The sequence below is a fragment of the Flavobacterium sp. 38-13 genome (genome assembly GCF_001899155.1).
Taxonomy (GTDB): Bacteria; Bacteroidota; Bacteroidia; order Flavobacteriales; family Flavobacteriaceae; genus Flavobacterium; species Flavobacterium lindanitolerans.
Map to the genome: position 1 here is coordinate 63,299 of NZ_MKVG01000019.1, position 16,721 is coordinate 80,019.

Below are 16,721 nucleotides of genomic sequence, written 5' to 3' on the forward strand. Positions count from 1 at the left end.
CAGATTCAAAGAATCCATACCAATATGAAAGAACGACCGGAAATCTATTTTTAATAACTTGTGTTTTAAACGACATACATACCTCAGTACCTTAGAACCTTAGCACCTTAGTATCTCAGCAACTTAGCACCTTCCTACCTTAGCCACTGCCAAAAAAAATTATTGCGACATAATTGCATTAAATGAATTATCTTTATTTTTGTTATAACTAATAAACGAGTTATTATGGCAGAATTTTGGGAAACAAATTTTAGCGAAAAACGCGAAATGTGGGGACTGGAACCTGCGAATTCAGCCCTTCTGACGAAAAATCTTTTTGTAGAGAATGCAATCAAAAATATACTCATTCCGGGTATTGGCTATGCCAGAAATGCACAGGTTTTCAGAGAAAACGGAATAGATGTAACCGGAATAGAAATATCAAAAACGGCTATTAAATTGGCTAAAAAGCATTACGGAAACGACATCACTATTCACCATGGTTCCGTAACCGATATGCCCTTTGACACCAATCTATATGAAGGAATTTATTGTCATGCACTCATCCATCTGCTGGACGAACAGGAAAGAAAAAAACTGATTCAGGATTGCTTTCAACAATTAGCAAACAATGGATATATGGTCTTTACAGCTATTTCTAAAAAAGCGCATACCTATGGCTCCGGAAAATTTATCAGCAAAGACCGTTACGAAATTTTTGAAGGAGTTAAGATGTATTTTTACGACCCGGAATCCATACAGTCAGAATTTGGAGAAGCCGGATTAATTGAAATCAGGGAGATTACGGAAAACTATCCGTTTTATCTGATTATATGCAAAAAACGGTAGCCAAACAAACTTTATAAGCATTCTTGGAGATGATATAACACCTTTGCAAGACAAATAACGGAAATTTGTAACTAAGCTAATGATACGAAAAGTTATAAAGACAACGTTATGAAAGGTAAAAATCAAACTCCGGTCCCAAAAGTTTCAAGCAAAAAAAAGCCTGAAATTGATTATGACAATCAAAAACCTGCTGAAGAACATCTTGAATCCGGCCATTCGAAAGGCATTAGTCCTTCCAGCAACGAGACTTCAAAAGACATCAAAACGACAAAGGAAGCGCAGGAAAAACGCGAAAAGAATTTAGAAAGAGGACACGATAGTCTTGACATCCCATCCGGCTCCGAAGGCAAAGCCAAAAGAAAGAAATAATTGCCCTCAAAAACATTATGGCACTTTTTAATGATACTGAGCTATTTTTTAGCGGCAACAGAGGCAAAAAAATATTTGACCTGCCCGATACGGAATTGCTTTTGATTGATAATTTTTTCACTAAAGAAGAATCTGACTTCTATTACACTACCCTGCTCCATCAAACAAAATGGAGAGAATATGAAATGGAAATATATGATAAAGTAGTAACCGCACCCCGAATGATTGCCTGGTATGAAGATAAGGAAAACGTCGGAGCAGACGTGAATGGTCCTGACTGGACACCCGAGCTATTGGCTATCCGCAAAAGAGTGGAATCTGAAACCCAACTGAACTTTAACAGTGTGTTGCTCAATCTGTACCGCAATGGCAAAGATGGCGTGTCCTGGCATAGCGACAGGGAAGGAAATTCAGGCAAAGACCCTATAATTGCCTCCGTCACTTTTGGAGCAACAAGAATGTTCCGCTTACGGCACAAATTCCGTACAGATATTCCGCAGGTTGAAATTCCTTTACACCACGGTTCTTTCTTACTCATGGCAGGAACCACTAATAGTTTCTGGCAACACCAAGTCCCTAAAACAACAAAAGAAGTATTACCGAGAATCAACCTGACTTTTAGACAAGTAAACAGAAAAACTTAAAGTTTTAATTTATTATTTACTTATCGCAATTACCTCTTCTTTTGTGAGTACATAGGCCGTGTCTCCTTGCCGTAATTCCATGGCGAATGTTCCTGTAAATTCACCAAAAGCAGGCAGGATGATTTGGAATGGCGATTGAAAAAAACAAGGCAGTTTTAAAAACTGCCGACCTTCTCCGGCAAGTACTATGGAAGGATGAATGTGCCCGGAAATAGTATACAAGCCTTCGCGTTCTTCCGGAAAATGGGTGAGCAGAAAACCATCCAGTAACCATTCGTTTACTACGGGAATATGGAGTTCTTCGTATTTTTTACGATCAACAATATCATGATTACCGGCTACTAATACGATTGGCAATGCTGTACGGTTTCTCCATTGTTCAAAAAGAAGCCATTCCCTATTCATTGAGCTATGAAATAAATCACCCAGAAAACAGATTTTTTGCGGGGCAAAATGGTCCACAAGCTTGTCGAGCTTACTGAAATTTTTAAAGATTGGTTGGGTAGGCAACGCCGAACCGTGTTTTCTGAAATGCGAAATTTTACCCAAATGCACATCCGAAACCAAAAGCATTTCCTGTCCTTTCCAATAGAGGGCACCGCTGTTGTGGAGTACAAACTCATGGTTATTAATTTCAATTTCTAATATCATCCTTCTTCTTTATTTCCTAATTGGACTTCATATAGCTGGCTGTCATTTTCTTGATACGTTCTGTCAGAGTTTCTGTTGACAATCGTTCCCGCAACCTATCTGTGATGATAGGAAAACTGAAAGGAGTCGGTTTTTCACATTGTTTCCAGACTACCTGCTGGTTTTGAATTCGCTCTAAAGCCATAATCAGACGGCCTTCCTCTAACTGGTGCTCAAAAGTTTCCCTATAGGCCTGCTGTAGCAACAAATTATCCGGTTCATAATCGCGAAATACTTCAAAAATTAATTGCGACCCGCTTTGTAAGTGCTTCGTTTTTATAATCCTGCCGGGATAGCCTGCAAAAACCAATCCTGCTATTACGGCTATATCCCTGAATTTTCTTCTGGCAATTTCAGTAGCATTAAGGCTTTTCTGAAGGTCTTCATGCAAATATTCGGGTGTAAACAAATTGTTGTCCAGAAGTTCCGCAATAGCTATCTGTTTGTCACTCAACAATTCAAAACCATAATCATTATAAGCCAGCGAAAAAGTAATAGGCGTTAGCAGGCTTATCCTGTACGCTATCAGGCTTGCCAAAGCTTCATGCACGAAGCGACCTTCAAACGGATAAAACAGAATATGATGTCCTTCGCGTGTTTTAAAAGTCTCAATGAGAAACTCGTCGGCAGCAGGCACAACAGATTCCTTCTGCTGTTGCTTAAAAACAGGTTTAAGTGCGCGGAGTTCCGGTGAAGCCTTTTCATTGTTTGCAGCATATAATTCGGTTCTTATAAGCTCACCCATTTGTGCAGAAAGTGTCATTCTGCTTCCCATCCAACTGGCATGCTGTGCTTTGGCAGATGGATTGGCCTTACGTACTAAAACCTCCATATTTTTTGTACGATACAGTTCCAATTTCCGACCGGCAAAAACAAACACATCACCCGGATATAACTTTGATACAAACGACTCTTCAATACTGCCGATATAGCCACCGCTCATAAATTTGACACTCATCACAGCATCACCCACTATGGTTCCCATCTGCATGCGATGGCGTAATGCAACACTTCTGCTGTTTACTTTAAAACGCCCGTCTTCTTCTATTTCAACTTTTTTGTATTCGTCATAGGCCTCAAGGCTCTGACTTCCTTTGGTAATAAAATTAAGTATCCATACCCATTGCGATTCTGTCATGGCTTGATAACAGAAAGTACTTTTGACTTCTTTATAAATTGCTGAAGGATAAAACCCGTCAGATACCGCCAACGTAACCAGATATTGTACCAAAACATCCCAACTGTTCAGGTAAGGAATCCTATCTTCTACGACGGTTTCCTTTACGGCACGTTTTAAAGCTGAGGCTTCCACCAGCTCAATAGCATGCGTTGCCAGAAAATAAATAACACTTTCTTGTCCGGGGCGATGCCCGCTACGTCCGGCCCGTTGCAGAAAACGCGCAACGCTCTTAGGTCCGCCAATTTGGATTACGGTTTCTACCGGAGCAAAATCTACTCCAAGGTCAAGACTTGACGTACAAATCACTGCTTTGAGCTGTTCGTCACGTATGGCCTGTTCTACCCACTGTCTGGTTTCGCGGCTAATGCTTCCGTGATGCATTGCCATTTCGCCTGCAAATTCAGGATATTTTTCCAGCAAAGCCTGAAACCATATTTCGCATTGAGACCTTACATTGGTAAATATGAGGGTTGTCCGGCTGTTTTTGATAATCTTAGCCACCTCATCAATGAGATGCAATCCCATGTGTCCGCGCCACGGATAACTGTCCATTTTATCCGGAATAATAGAGATGACTTTTATTTTTTTCTCAATGTGTGCCTTGACCAATTCCTTATTCTGAAACGCTTCCGATTCAGGTCCAAGCAATACTTCCATGGCCTGTTCCAGATTGCCTATAGTTGCTGATATTCCCCAGATACGGAGCTTTGGCGCTACAGTCTTCAATCTTGAAAGCGCCAGTTCTATTTGCACCCCGCGTTTGCTTCCCAACAATTCATGCCATTCATCAACAATAAAAGCGGTACAATCTTTAAAAACAGCCTCATATCCTTTGGTAGCCAACATAAGATGCAGGCTTTCCGGTGTTGTTACAAGCAAATCGGGCATTTTGGTTTTCTGCCTGTTTTTTTCTGTAGCAGAAGTATCGCCTGTGCGAATGCCTACCGTTAACCCCGTTTGCAAATCGTCTGCAACACGTTCCGCCGCCTGTTTTATTTCAACAGAGAGTGCCCGAAGCGGCGTGACCCATATTGCTTTTAAACCGGGAACATGGCGGGTCTTATATTCAGGATTTTTTTTAATATAATCAAGCACCACCGGCATCCACAATGCATAAGTTTTACCGCTGCCTGTAGGAGCATTCAGCAGTCCGTGTTTTCCCTGCAAAAAGGCAGTCCAGGTCTTTAGCTGAAAAGTATGCGGTGTCCATCCTTTGCCTGAAAACCATGTCTTTGCTATATCAAAAAGTACCTCCCTGTTCATTTTTGCTGTTACTACCGTATCATATTTTTAAGTTCCTGAATCGTATTTGCTTCTTCTATCTTCTTATCAGTACGCCATCTTAAAATACGGGGAAAACGTGTTGCAATTCCACTTTTATGTCTTGATGAAAGTGCAATTCCCTCAAAACCGATTTCAAAAACCAGTGCCGGTGTCACACTCCGTACCGGACCAAAACGCTCCAACGTATTTTTCTTAATGAAATCATCCACCATCCTGAATTCGGCATCTGTCAATCCGGAATACGCCTTGGCAAAAGTAACCAGTTCACGTGAGCCGTCTTCCTTGTCCTGCCAGAGCGCAAAAGTATAATCCGTAAACAGGTTTGCCCTTCGGCCGCTTCCTCTCATAGCATAGGTCAGCACCGCATCAATAGTAAGCGGCTCCAGCTTCCATTTCCACCAATCGCCTTTTTTACGTCCCACCAGATAGGGTGATTTTTTACGTTTCAGCATAAGACCTTCGCTATTCAATTCCCTTGCTTTCATTCTTTCTTCGGTTACGGCCTCCCAGCTTTCCATATCAAAACGCTCCGAAAGTTGCAACGGCAAGCCCAAATCTTTTACGGCATCATAAAGTTCTTCCAACAATTGCCTTCTTTCTTCATACGGATGGTTCCGGATGTCTTTTCCCTGCCATTCCAAAAGGTCATATGCTCTAATAATAACCGGCGTTTTCTGTAGCAATGCTTTAGTAACTGTTTTGCGGCCAATACGCGTTTGCAAGTCTCCAAAAGTTCCAATTCTGCCATCCTTATAGGGTAAGATTTCACCATCAATTACGGTTCCATCCGGCAATACATTCACAAATGCCTGAAATTCGGGATATTTATCCGTAATCAATTCTTCACCCCGACTCCAGAGATAAACTTCTCCGTATCGGATAATGGTTTGCGACCGGATGCCATCCCATTTATGCTCTATGCTCCAATCACGGACATCACCTAAATTTTCAGGTTCCGATTCGATGGCATAAGCCAGATAAAACGGATAAGGTTTGGATAAATAGTCCTGGCTTTTTTCTTCCAGTATCAGCTTTTGGAAAGTAATTTTTTGAGGATTCCAGTCTCCCATCAGCTTATAGGCCAGTACATCTTCATCAATGCCTACTGCTTTGGACAATGCTCTGGTCATTAATTTCTGACTGAGCCCGATACGGAAACTGCCAGTAATTAATTTTGTAAAGACAAAACGTTCGTAGTAATTGAGCATTTGCCAGTTTTCATGAAGGTATAAGCGTTTTTCAGCTTCGCTTTTACTTTTCAATGCAATCATTTCGCCAACATATTCACTCAGGCTTTTCTCAGAATGCTCTTTGCTATCCGGTATAATCAGGGCAATAGTTTCTGCCAAATCACCTACTATATGATAGGATTCTTCAAAAAGCCACAACGGAATGTTTGCCAGCTCTGAAGCCCATAACCGGAGTAAGGTTGTATTGACCGGCCTCGGAGGTCTGCGATGCGACAAGAGTGCAATGGTCCACACCTTATCCGGGTCACTGGCATGCAGGAAATATTCTGTCAATGCCTCCACCTTGACTGAAGTCTTATTCGAGCTGTCGAGTGTTTTAATGAGTGCTGCAAAGTTTCTCATAGCTCTTCTTTTTTTTCAGCATCCTTTTCATCTCCAACAGAAATTTCCTCTTCATCGCCTTCGTATTGCGTATTTTCGGTCACTGCATCATACCCTAATTCCCTGAGATAGGCACTAAAAATATCGCTATAGCCATGGGTGCAGATTATTCGTTCTGCTCCGGTTGCCTTGACGCTTTCAAGCAATCCCTGCCAATCGCAATGGTCACTAAGCACAAAACCTTTGTCAATTGCCCTGCGTCTTCGGGCTCCGCGAAAGGCCATCCAACCGCTGGCTGCTGCCGTCACATAGGGAGTCATCTTTCGGATCCATACGGTTCCGTGTGCACTGGGCGGCGCCAGTACCATACTACCGGGGAATGCTTCTTTTTTAGTTTCCTGCGTAATCCGGATTGTAGGCGGGAAATCGACTATAGTCCGCAATACTTCCGTCATATTTTCAACGGCACCATGCGTATAAATGGGTCCTATATCCGAATCCAGATATTTGAGCAATCGCTGGGCCTTCCCCAATGTATAGCCAAACAATACAGAAGTTCTTCCCTCTGCCTTGTTCTGTGCCCACCAGGTATTAATGTCCTGCATCACTTCAGCTTGCGGAAGCCACCGAAATGCAGGAAGTCCGAAAGTGTTTTCTGTAATAAGCGTATGGCAACGGATAGCTTCATAGGGAGTAGAAATCCCGTCATCTTCCGTCTTATAGTCGCCGGTAAAAACCCATACTTCCCCTTTGTATTCTACCCTTACCTGCGAACTGCCTATTATATGTCCGGCTGGATGCAGAGAAAAAGTGACCCCATTAATTGTAAAAGTTTCTCCCCATTCTTTTCCGGTTACAACAATGTCGCCCAAACGGTGCTTTAATATGGGAATATTGTAATGATGTGTGATGTAGTAACGGTGTCCAAACCGCGCGTGGTCGGAATGTCCGTGGGTAATAATTGCATTTTTTACCGGTCGCCACGGGTCGAGATATACATCGGCTTGGGCACAGTAGATTCCTTTATCATTAAATACCAGTAGCTTGTTCTTCATAAGTTACAATTAATAGCCCAATGGCCAGCCTTATAAAGTTACAATCGTAAAAATAATTTTAAAAGAGGTTTCTGAGAAGTTTAACTTTTAAGGAAGCTATTTGCTTTTTCTCCATATGTATAGCAAGAGTACACTATAAATAATAGCCAGAGAACATAGAAATACAAACAATTCAAAATGGGTTTCCGGAAATGTCGCAGAATTCACCAGAAAGCTTCCTGATATGATTGCAATAATAAATCCCGTTACATAGGACAGGGCTATTTTCGAGGTTCGCCAGTTAGTAAAACTTCGTTTAGCAAAATCCGTTGTTTGGTTTATGGCTATTGTATGGGTTTCATCAAAACGGATATCCAACTGTTCCTGCAATTTTGCAAGCGTATAGGAACGAGCGTTTACTTCTCCATTTTCTATTCTTTGTATAGACCTTAAGCCTATACCGCTACGTTCAGAAAGCTGGCTTTGTGTCCATCCTTTGGCTATTCGTTGCAATTTTATTGATTCTCCAATTTTGCTTTTATCATAAAACATGCTGACGTCATTTGGACGCCATATCAAAATGGCGTAAGATTATTGAAAAACAAAAATATAAATTTGCCAGGTTATCATCACTTTAATTTGCTTATATGCTGGGATTAATGCTATTGTTACTGTCAACCTTTGGCCTGGGTTATTTTTATTGTAAAAACACTGTTGATGCTATCGGACTTATGCCGAATCGTAACAGAATAGTGCTTTTTGGAGGCGGGTTTTTATTTGCTTCAATTCTGGTTCTGCTCAATTGTCTTATTGAAAGCAGTATTTTTTTCTGCTGAATGGAAGTTGAACGACTCTGTCAATTTCTCTTTATTAGGAAAAGCAATCCAATACTTTTTTATATCCGCTCTCACCGAAGAACTTATCTTTAGGGGCATTCTTCTCTATATTTTAACAGATAAAACTGGCATTCAAAAAGCGGCACTTATTTCTGCTGCTGCATTTGGCATTTATCATTGGTTTTCTTACGGTATGTTTGGAAACGAAATTATTCCTATGCTTTATATATTTTTAATCACCTCACTGGCCGGTTATGTATGGGGAATTGCTTTTGTTAAATCAAAAACCATATTATTGCCATTAGTCCTCCATTTTGGATGGAACCTCATCAGTTCCTTGGTTCAGAAATCACAACCTTATGGTGAAATAATATTCCATCAAGTCTCAAAAGCGGCGCTTTCTGACCTGAACAAATTATTCGCATCTCTTTTTATGGGAATATTCCCAAGCATCCTGATGTATATAGCATTATATCTGATGTTTAGGAAAAAGAAGGTTTTATAAAAAAATCCCTTTGAAATCAAAGGGATTTTCAGATTTTTCCATCTTACGGATTATTGTTTTACAAATTTTTTGTCAAGAATCTGCCCGTCTTCCATACGAAGTTTTAAAAGGTAAACGCCGGATGACAAATCTCCTATCGGAATTTTATTTTCTTCAATCGTTACGCTTCGTACCAATTGTCCGGTCATAGTGTAAATCTCTCCTGATGCTACTTTATTCTGCGAAGCCACAAACAATCCGTTGGTTGCCGGATTCGGATACAAAGAAATAGCGCTTTCCAAACCATGTTCCTCAACTCCTAAAACAAGACCATTCAGGACAATTATAGGACGTGTTCTCTTAGCCTGCACTGAAGTAGCTATAGTTCCTCCAGTATAATTCAATGGCGGGTTAAACGGGTCGGCATTATCAGCAGCAGTATCTGTCCTAATCATTAAGGAAGTGATGTTTGTTGTTGCAGGAATCTGGTAAAACAACGTTGTGTTTCCATCATCGCCAGGTTTATTTGCATCTACGGTAATTACAAGATTATCTGTCCCGTTGTATGCAAAAGGAGTACTAAACGTAAATGTAATCGTGGTGCCTGTTTGCGTAAAAGTACCATTTGCCACTACCTGGCTATGTCCGGCAATACTAATCCAATCGGCTCCGGAAGTACCTACCACAGGACTGTATGATGACCTTGTGGTATGTCCTATCCATACGTCAATCATGCCGTTTGTATTAACCAACGAATTGGTATTGTTGACTTTAAAATCAATAGATGTAATGGTTCCCGCCGTACCAATCTCCGAAGCCATATAAATCATCTGTGCCAACGAAGTGGAATAATAAATCGAAATGGGCGTTGAAAGCCCGGCATTACTATCTGTCAATGTTCCGGAACCGATAGTAACCTGTGCAAAAGAAAAAGTGCTTGCTAATAAAGCAAGGAAGGGTAAAGTTTTTCTCATAATTCACTGTTTTTAAGTTAAGTAAAAACAAATATACCAAGTATTTTTAGAAACAATACTACAAAATCCTAAATCACAAACCTTAAATCCTAAATCTGAAATCTAAAATCTGAAATCTAAATTTTCAACCATCTGTACCTATTAAAAAACATATTTCTGTATCTGTAACCAAATCCGAAACCTATCTACCTTTACTCTAACAATTAGACGCGAGAAATCATGGAAACGCCCTTAACACATCAGGAAACACTTCAATTTGCTGAAGTATACCTTTCCGATATAGCACCGCTAAAAACAATTTTCTTTCAGGCATTCCCAAAAAATCAAGATATTACTCCTGCCTTTGGTGTACCCTTTTTAATAGCCAAAAAAGAAAACAAAACTGTAGCCTTTGCCAGTTTCGTCCTTAATTCAAAAGATGAAATTGATTTTAATATTTATAATAGTGAGCCTGTAATGACTGATGAAGAAAAATTAATCTTCGTATCTTTCGTTACCGACTATATTAAAAAACAGGATAACGGAAACTATCGCAATCCTGAGCAATTAAAAAACATGATAAACAAAATATTGCAATGGCTCAACTAAATCACAACTTTAACAGTGTAAAAAAAAGAAACCCTGCAGAAAAACCCAAGGAAACGCTATACCTGAAGATTGCCAAAATTATTGAAGAGCAGATTCAAAGCGATACTTTGCGTTTGGGAGACAAATTGCCATCGATACGTAGCGCCCAGAAGTTATACAATGTTAGTATCAATACTGCCAAACAGGCCTATCTGGAACTCGAAAGCCGTTCGCTGATTGAATCACGGCCAAAATCAGGCTATTACGTCAGTAAGACATCGCAACGCAAGCTTGCCCTGCCTACTGTGGCTAAAATTAGCAGTACTGAAAAAGAGAAAACTCCGGAAGACCTGATTGACAAAGTATTCGGTACTATTGCCAAATCTGATTTTACTCAATTTGCGTTGGGAATTCCGGGAAAAAATTTTCTCCCGTTGGCTAAATTAAATAAAAGCCTTATCAATACTGTTCGTCGCAGAAATGACGGCGGTACTGCTTACGAGCCCGTACAGGGTAACGAGCATCTGCTCCGCGAAGTGGCAAAATGGGCGCTCGTTCTGGAAGGAAAAATAACCGAAGACGACCTTGTCATTACTTCCGGTGCTATGAATGCCATCTACAATGCGCTGATGGCCGTGACCAAACCAGGCGATTCCGTAGCCGTAGAAAGCCCTGTTTATTTCGGATTTCTGCAGGCCATACAATTGCTCGGACTAAAAGCGGTCGAAATTCCTACCCACCCTATTTTTGGTGTGGACCTGGATGCCTTAAAAAAAGTGCTTCCTAACATAGCAGCCTGTTGTTTTGTGACCAATTTCAATAATCCGTTAGGTTTCCAGATGCCTGATGAGAATAAGAAAGAATTGGTACGGCACATTACAGAATATAATGTTCCGCTAATTGAGGACGATATTTACGGTAATTTGTTCTTTGGTGCAGAACGCCCTAAACCCTGCAAGTTTTATGATGAAGCAGGACTTGTGCTGTGGAGCGGTTCTGTTTCTAAAACGCTGGCTCCCGGTTATCGCGTGGGCTGGATTGCTCCCGGCAAATTCAAAGATAAAATTATACGGCAAAAATTGGTACAGACCGTCTGCAATCCGTCTCTTTATTCGGATGTTATTGCCGATTTTTTAGAGCATGGCCGTTATGACCACCATCTTCGCACGTTCCGAAACAAGCTATATGCCAACTACCTGCAGATTCAGCGTGCCGTTGAAGCTTATTTCCCGGACAATACCAAAATCTCCCAACCTAAAGGAGGTTTTATGTTATGGCTGGAATTGGACAAACGCATTTGTACCGAAGACCTTTATGATGTAGCCGGAAACCAGAAGATTAATTTTGCTCCGGGAAGAATGTTCTCCCAATACAACCAATACAACAATTGCATGCGTTTGAATTATGCTCTGGAATGGACTAATCGTGTAGAAAACGACCTGGAAAAATTAGGAAAACTAATAAAGAACAGTATTTAAAATAGATAAAACTCCCTTAATGAATACAAACAAAGAAACAGAAACTATCAGGATTGTCACTTATGAGCCCCAATACCAGGAAGCTTTCAAATCCCTAAACACCGAATGGATTTCAAAATATTTTGAAATTGAAGCCGCAGATACCATAGCATTAGACCATCCCAAAGAATACATACTTGACAAAGGAGGTGAAATTTTTATAGCCCTTTTGAATGATGAGCCTGTAGGCGTTTGTGCTATGATTAAAATGCAGGAAGATTTTGATTATGAAATGGCGAAAATGGCCGTTAGCCCAAAAGCACAGGGAAAAGGCATTGGACTGCTGTTGGGCAGATTTGTGATTGATTGGGCTGCTAAAAACAAAGCTACAACAATCTATCTGGAAAGTAATACGCAACTGGAACCTGCCATTAATCTCTACTACAAGCTGGGATTCAAGGAAGTCAAAGGAAAAAATTCACCATACAAACGGGCGAACATTCAGATGCTCCTGGAACTTGAAAATAAAGTGTAAAATCTTAAATCATAGAATATTCCACATCAAAAACAATTTTTAATATAATAATTTCATCTACAATATTAAAAAAAAGGGATAATTGTCTAAAAGTAAGATTGGGCCTCCTGAAATGGCCGAAAAATTTCTCCAATTAGGTAGGTAATCTGAAAAAAGGGGCTGTCACATTTTGTGACAGCCCCTTTTACTTTTTAGCAGATTTAAATTATGAGCGGATGACATTTTTCAGTGCTTTAATATCCATCCAGGAACGCTTCGTAAAAACCAGTTATACTAAATAACAAACCAGTTATACCTTAAAACGACCAGTTACTACTTTGCAATTGATTTGGAATCAACGAATCAGCAAATTTACGCCCATTTTATTATCTAATACTCCACACCCTTCATTTTACGCCTATTTTCTTCATCAATTCATGATAAGAAAACAAATTTCACAAGTTACAAATTCCACTAACCCGATCGTTTTTGTTATCAGAACGTTCACAAAAAACAAACATCAAATGAATAAAATTATTTTTTCTTTGATAGCTTTTATTTTTTTCAGCTATCACGCAAATGCACAGGCACCGGCTAATGACGATTGCGCCAGTGCAACCATTCTCAATGTAAATACAGACCTTTCCTGTACTTTAAAAGTTCCCGGTACACTTTCAGGAGCTACAAGATCAAATGTAGTAAGTGGTATAAATGGCTTTGTTCCCAATAACGACGTATGGTATGCTTTTACAGCTACTTCTCCCAACCATAAAATCAGCCTGCAAAATATACAGGGAACCAATGTTCGGCATTATATTGAAATTCTTGTCGGAAACTGCGGAGAACTTGTACCTATAACTTTTAGTCCTGATAGTTCCATACCACTTACGGGAGTAGCCATAGGTACTACTTTTTATGTCAGAGTCTTCACCTTCAGGCCTACTTCAGGTAGTTTTGAAATTTGTGTCAGTACACCTCCTGCCATAACAAACGATGAATGCACAACTGCAATTGACTTGACCGTAAATCCTGATCTGAACTGTACATCAATGACCTCCGGCCATCTTATTGGTGCTACAAATTCCGGAAGTTTTGGCAACTTAGCACCAAGTGAAGATGTGTGGTATTCTTTTACCGCAACAAGGCCAATTCATAGAATAAGTCTAAACAATTATAGTATTAATGAACCGCCACTAGGGTTTGAGCTTTTTGAAGGAAACTGTGATGCATTAACCAGTAAACTAGTAGCCATTGCCTATCCAAATGCCGGATCACGTGATGCAACAAATCTAACTCCCGGCACTACTTATTATATAAGGGTTTTCAATACTTTACCAGACCCAATTGCAACGACTTTTGACATCTGTGTCAGTACATTCCCAATACCCAATAATGATGAATGCGCTAATGCGGTAGTACTTTCAGTAAATACTGACGAATCATGTACCTTAAGAACCTCGGGGGCATTAGGGGGCGCTACCGCTTCTAACGAAAACAGCAGTGTTTCCGGGATAGCCAATGATGTATGGTACAGTTTTACAGCTACAGCAACATCCCATAAAATAGAGTTGCTGAATGCAACAGGCTCTACTTCAGAATCTGTAAATTTTGAAGTTTTGGAAGGATTTTGCGGACAATTGATAAGTATTAGCGGTTCTGAGCCGGAGTTTGTCACTATTTCATCACTTACTATAGGGACAACTTACCATATAAGGGTATTCAATAATCCTCAGCTTGACGTGAGGACATCTACTTTTGATATTTGTGTAGGAACGCCCTTACCTACACCTGCGAACGATAATTGTGTAAATGCAATTCCGCTTGCCGTAAATCCTGATTCTTCCTGTACGTTAAAAACTGCCGGAACAATTGCCAATGCTACAAATTCCCTGGAAGGTGACAATCCAATGGGTACTCCCGATGATGATGTATGGTATAGCTTTGTGGCTACATCAACTTCACATATAGTTAGTCTTTTGGATGTTGTAGGAACCCCGGTGCTGATTTCTGAAGTAATGCAGGGAAGCTGCGGAGGTCAATTGTTTAGCTTGAATACAAGCAACAGCACTTCAAATAGAGTTTCAGGACTTAATGTTGGAGAAACCTACTATATTAGGGTTTTTAGCAGCTATGAAGGTATAAACGTCAATACTACTTTTAATATTTGTGTTTCTGTGCCACCAACACCACCAGCTAATGACAACTGCAACAATGCCGTAAGTCTTACAGTCAACCCAAATGCTTCCTGTACGCAAACAACTTCGGGAACCATAACTGGAGCCACCAATTCACAGGTAAGCAATGGAATCAATACACCAGACGATGATGTATGGTACACATTTATTGCGACTTCAACTTCACATAAAATAAAACTGCTGAATATAGCAGGAGAACAAACTGACCTTGTCATAGAAGTATTGAACGGGCCATGTGGAAGTCAGATGACCCCTATTGGCAGCAGTAATCAACGTGAAAATCTTGTTTCTAACCTAATTATAGGAAACACTTACTACATACGGATATTTAGTTTGGCAATTGGTTCTACCGGAACTTCCTCTTTTGACATCTGCATCACTACTGAACAGCGACCTCAAAATGACAAGTGTGAGGATGCTATTGCGTTAACCGTTAATACCGATTTATCCTGTACTTTAAAAGCGACAGGTACTTTAAGAAATGCTATCGACGAAGTAAGCAATCAATTTGGAATTCCTGATGTATGGTATACTTTTACGGCTACCGCAACTCACCATCAAGTTAAAATTAATTCATCTGATTTTAGATGCGAAGTATACAGTTCCGGGGGAGACTGTCTGACCGACAGAGCCTGGGTTACTGTTCAAACAACACCTGAAGGCATCATACCAAATGGCCTTATAATAGGAAATACGTACCTTATCAGAGTGATGAGTAATACAGAATCTCCTTCTGAAACATTTGAAATATGTGTGGGAACATTTCCTCCGGCTCCGGTAAATGATAACTGTGTTGATGCGATAACTTTAAATGTGGCACCAAGCATGGAAGAAGGAATAATCAATTCTACTACTGTAGGAGCTACTGATTTTTATTATTACCCATCGCCAACATGTGCTGATTATAACCGTGGAGATGTATGGTTTAAAGCAATCGTACCTGCTAATGGACAACTAAATATACAAACCGGTGATCCAGGAAATTCTACAAATTCACCTTTTGACTCTGGTCTGGCGGTTTATTACGGAGTTTGTGATGGTTTTTTAGAATTGATGGCATGTAATGACAACATATCACCAACTGAAGTACATTCCAAAATTACTCTCACTAACGTAGCTGCAGGAGAAGAGATTTTTATCAGGGTATGGGAAATTGGTAATAATCAAAAACCTTTTACGATTTCTGCATGGAGCACTTCGCTGTCAGTTCCTGAATTTGATGCAAACAACTTTACAGCTTATCCAAATCCGGTAAAAGATATATTGAACCTATCCTACGACCAGATTATCTCAACTGTAAAAGTTTATAATCTGTTAGGGCAAATTATTGCTTCAAAGGAAATCAACGATAAAAATGGTAACATTGATTTATCTGGCTTACCTACTGGTCCCTATGTGATTCAAATAAACAGTAACGGAATCTCAAAAAGCACCACAATAATAAAACAATAACAAACACATCTTTTTAATAATTAAAGGGCTGCTACTATAGTAGCCCTTTTTTAATATAAGTACATTTCTCAGGAAATATACCGTAATTACATTCTGATAATTTCAAAAAAACAAATATCCCTCTAACAAGGAGCTTTTTTCGTTTTTTAACAAATAAAAACAAGTAACAGCCTACACTATTTGATTGTGTTTCTGTAAATTTGCGCTGTGAAAAAAATGGCATCCATATTCGCATTGTTTATGCTCCTGAAGCCCGTGCTTCCAGTCATCGAATATGCCATTAATTACGATTACATCGCAACGGTGCTCTGTATTAACAAAGACAAGCCCGAAATGAAATGTAACGGTAAGTGTCATCTGATGAAGGAGCTTGCCAAATCTTCTCAGGACGATAGCGATCAGCCCAAAGAAAAAAGGTTTATGACTTCCGAAAGCCATATCCTGTTTTTTGAGGAAATACTTGATTTCAGTCTCGTTCCTGTAAAAAGCCCTTTGGCCAACCAAAGTTCCAACACCTTCTACTCCAATTTGTACAGTCACTTGGATGGCAGGTCTATCTTCCGCCCTCCCGTTTTTTAATTTTTGATATTCTGAAAAGTGCCTGCTTATGGACTTTTCTCTTTTTTCTCCGCAAAAAACTTG

15 protein-coding genes are annotated in these 16,721 nt (G+C 40.0%); 9 read left to right on the plus strand and 6 right to left on the minus strand.

From position 1 onward, the window contains the following. Positions 1-225 precede the first annotated feature (225 nt). The 3 genes from BGO88_RS13550 (at position 226) to BGO88_RS13560 (ending at position 1,841) form a co-directional block, all read left to right on the plus strand. On the plus strand, positions 226-828 hold the full coding sequence (locus tag BGO88_RS13550) for a class I SAM-dependent methyltransferase (protein ID WP_286707220.1): 603 nt from the start codon (positions 226-228) through the stop codon (positions 826-828). A gap of 108 nt (positions 829-936) precedes the next feature. Next, positions 937-1,197, plus strand: a complete 261-nt coding sequence (locus BGO88_RS13555; RefSeq protein WP_273238797.1) for a hypothetical protein — start codon at positions 937-939, stop codon at positions 1,195-1,197. Positions 1,198-1,214: 17 nt separating this feature from the next. Continuing rightward, entirely contained in the window at positions 1,215-1,841 is a 627-nt protein-coding gene (locus tag BGO88_RS13560; protein ID WP_056066386.1) for an alpha-ketoglutarate-dependent dioxygenase AlkB family protein, read from the plus strand. A gap of 12 nt (positions 1,842-1,853) precedes the next feature. Here BGO88_RS13560 and pdeM read toward each other — a convergent pair whose 3' ends face one another. The 5 genes from pdeM to BGO88_RS13585 all read right to left on the minus strand — a co-directional run bounded on the left by pdeM (position 1,854) and on the right by BGO88_RS13585 (position 8,152). After that, complete coding sequence (gene pdeM, locus BGO88_RS13565) at positions 1,854-2,492, minus strand: ligase-associated DNA damage response endonuclease PdeM (RefSeq protein ID WP_273238799.1); 639 nt, start codon at positions 2,490-2,492, stop codon at positions 1,854-1,856. 16 nt (positions 2,493-2,508) lie between these two features. Then, positions 2,509-4,974, minus strand: a complete 2,466-nt coding sequence (locus tag BGO88_RS13570) for a ligase-associated DNA damage response DEXH box helicase (protein ID WP_286707221.1) — start codon at positions 4,972-4,974, stop codon at positions 2,509-2,511. Between the two features lie 11 nt (positions 4,975-4,985). Then, positions 4,986-6,587: an ATP-dependent DNA ligase gene (locus BGO88_RS13575; RefSeq protein WP_286707222.1), complete on the minus strand. Its 1,602-nt coding sequence runs from the start codon at positions 6,585-6,587 to the stop codon at positions 4,986-4,988. After that, entirely contained in the window at positions 6,584-7,621 is a 1,038-nt protein-coding gene (locus BGO88_RS13580; protein WP_286707223.1) for a ligase-associated DNA damage response exonuclease, read from the minus strand. The genes BGO88_RS13575 and BGO88_RS13580 overlap by 4 nt, the downstream gene beginning before the upstream one ends. A 96-nt stretch (positions 7,622-7,717) precedes the next feature. After that, complete coding sequence (locus BGO88_RS13585) at positions 7,718-8,152, minus strand: helix-turn-helix domain-containing protein (RefSeq protein ID WP_286707224.1); 435 nt, start codon at positions 8,150-8,152, stop codon at positions 7,718-7,720. A 258-nt stretch (positions 8,153-8,410) separates the two neighbouring features. On the opposite strand from BGO88_RS13585, the gene BGO88_RS13590 reads away from it, so the two are divergent. After that, positions 8,411-8,941 carry a CPBP family intramembrane glutamic endopeptidase gene (locus tag BGO88_RS13590; RefSeq protein WP_286707225.1) on the plus strand — a complete coding sequence of 177 codons (531 nt, stop codon included), beginning with the start codon at positions 8,411-8,413 and terminating at the stop codon, positions 8,939-8,941. 50 nt (positions 8,942-8,991) lie between these two features. On the opposite strand, the gene BGO88_RS13595 is transcribed toward BGO88_RS13590, so the two are convergent. Beyond that, positions 8,992-9,894: a T9SS type A sorting domain-containing protein gene (locus BGO88_RS13595; RefSeq protein ID WP_286707226.1), complete on the minus strand. Its 903-nt coding sequence runs from the start codon at positions 9,892-9,894 to the stop codon at positions 8,992-8,994. A gap of 219 nt (positions 9,895-10,113) precedes the next feature. Here BGO88_RS13595 and BGO88_RS13600 point away from each other — a divergent pair, with 219 nt between their 5' ends. The 5 genes from BGO88_RS13600 (at position 10,114) to BGO88_RS13620 (ending at position 16,658) form a co-directional block, all read left to right on the plus strand. Next, positions 10,114-10,482, plus strand: a complete 369-nt coding sequence (locus BGO88_RS13600; RefSeq protein WP_286707227.1) for a hypothetical protein — start codon at positions 10,114-10,116, stop codon at positions 10,480-10,482. Continuing rightward, positions 10,470-11,939: an aminotransferase-like domain-containing protein gene (locus BGO88_RS13605; protein WP_286707228.1), complete on the plus strand. Its 1,470-nt coding sequence runs from the start codon at positions 10,470-10,472 to the stop codon at positions 11,937-11,939. Before BGO88_RS13600 ends, BGO88_RS13605 begins: the two co-directional genes overlap by 13 nt. Before the next feature lie 19 nt (positions 11,940-11,958). Beyond that, a complete protein-coding gene (locus BGO88_RS13610; protein ID WP_306565963.1) occupies positions 11,959-12,453 on the plus strand; it encodes a GNAT family N-acetyltransferase in 495 nt (164 codons plus the stop codon). Between the two features lie 503 nt (positions 12,454-12,956). Further along, complete coding sequence (locus BGO88_RS13615; protein WP_286707229.1) at positions 12,957-16,079, plus strand: T9SS type A sorting domain-containing protein; 3,123 nt, start codon at positions 12,957-12,959, stop codon at positions 16,077-16,079. Between the two features lie 216 nt (positions 16,080-16,295). Further along, entirely contained in the window at positions 16,296-16,658 is a 363-nt protein-coding gene (locus BGO88_RS13620; RefSeq protein WP_286707230.1) for a hypothetical protein, read from the plus strand. Positions 16,659-16,721 lie beyond the last annotated feature (63 nt).